At 29.9% G+C, this 1,152-nt stretch carries 3 protein-coding genes; all 3 read left to right on the forward strand.

Annotated elements, in window-relative coordinates; translation table 11 throughout:
* Positions 1 to 437: fimbria/pilus periplasmic chaperone (locus E5A76_RS13525; RefSeq protein ID WP_161119242.1), on the forward strand; the 437-nt coding region annotated here is incomplete at its 5' end.
* Positions 434 to 925, forward strand: a complete 492-nt coding sequence (locus E5A76_RS13530; RefSeq protein WP_161119243.1) for a hypothetical protein — start codon at positions 434 to 436, stop codon at positions 923 to 925. The genes E5A76_RS13525 and E5A76_RS13530, both read left to right, overlap by 4 nt.
* A 32-nt stretch (positions 926 to 957) precedes the next feature.
* Positions 958 to 1,152 (forward strand): hypothetical protein (locus tag E5A76_RS20510; RefSeq protein ID WP_222932520.1); only part of this gene is annotated, 195 nt, incomplete at its 3' end.

The following is a 1,152-nucleotide window of genomic DNA, read 5'->3' on the forward strand; positions in this document are numbered from 1 at the left end:
GGATAATGAAAATTGGCACTAATTTACCGAAAGATAGAGAGTCTCTTTTTTGGTTAAACGTTCAAGAGATACCACAAATAAATAAAAAACACGATGCTAATATCATTGCGCTTGCCATTAATACAAAAGTAAAGCTTATCTACCGACCAGATACATTACAGAATGGACGCCTAAATGCTGAAAAAAACATTGTGATCAAAAAAGATAACGGTGAATGGTTTATTGAAAATCCCACCCCATATTATTTTGCGATCATTAACATGAAAATTAATGGCAAAACAGTAGGAAAAACGAAGTTAAACAATCAATTATCTACGTTTGAACCCAAAGGTAAAATTTCACTAAATGCGTTAAAAATAGCACAGGGTGATAAGGTTACTATTGAAACCATTGATGATTTTGGTGCTCAAAACAACTATGAGGTACCGATTAAGTGAAGTTATTAATTATTCCATTTTACTTTTTAAGTATATGCGCCTTTGCATCATCATTGAGCTTTAATACTAACCAAGTTGGTGATATTGATGGAATTAACATACCTTTATCAGTAAAAATAATAAAATCAACCTGTACTATTAATGGTGGCGCAGGTATACCCAACCTTGTTAATTTAGGTAATGCAAAAATAAATGAAAGCAAGCGTGTTGCTGTCCCCATTAAATTTACTGATTGTTATAATGTCAATAGTGTTAACTTTGAATTTTCAGCGATATCATCATATAATTTTATAGGAAACGGAAAAATCAGCACTTCTAACCCTAATATAAATTTAACTTTGTATAATGAGAATAATATCATTTCAAATTATAAAGGCTCTGTTAATATCTCACACGATCAAGGTTTATTCCCTTTGAATATAGATATTATTGGTAAATCTGCCGGCTCTTATACTAGCGCGGTTAATTTGACAATCATATACACATAATAAACAGTCATAGTAAATAAGATTTATTTGCTATGACTTATTATAAAAACACAAATATGCCTTTACTAATTTTTGAATTTATATTAACTCTTTTTGCTTTCTCAGCATCTATCTATCTTATTGGAATGGTATTTACTAGTTATTATGTAAAGCTTTCAATAATAAATATCACCATCTCTTTGTTACTGTCATTAACTACAGGAGGAGTATTTGGATACCTATTATTT

Origin of the sequence: Photobacterium lucens (genome assembly GCF_009873615.1) — a bacterium.
In the GTDB taxonomy this organism is placed as follows: Bacteria; Pseudomonadota; Gammaproteobacteria; order Enterobacterales; family Vibrionaceae; genus Photobacterium; species Photobacterium lucens.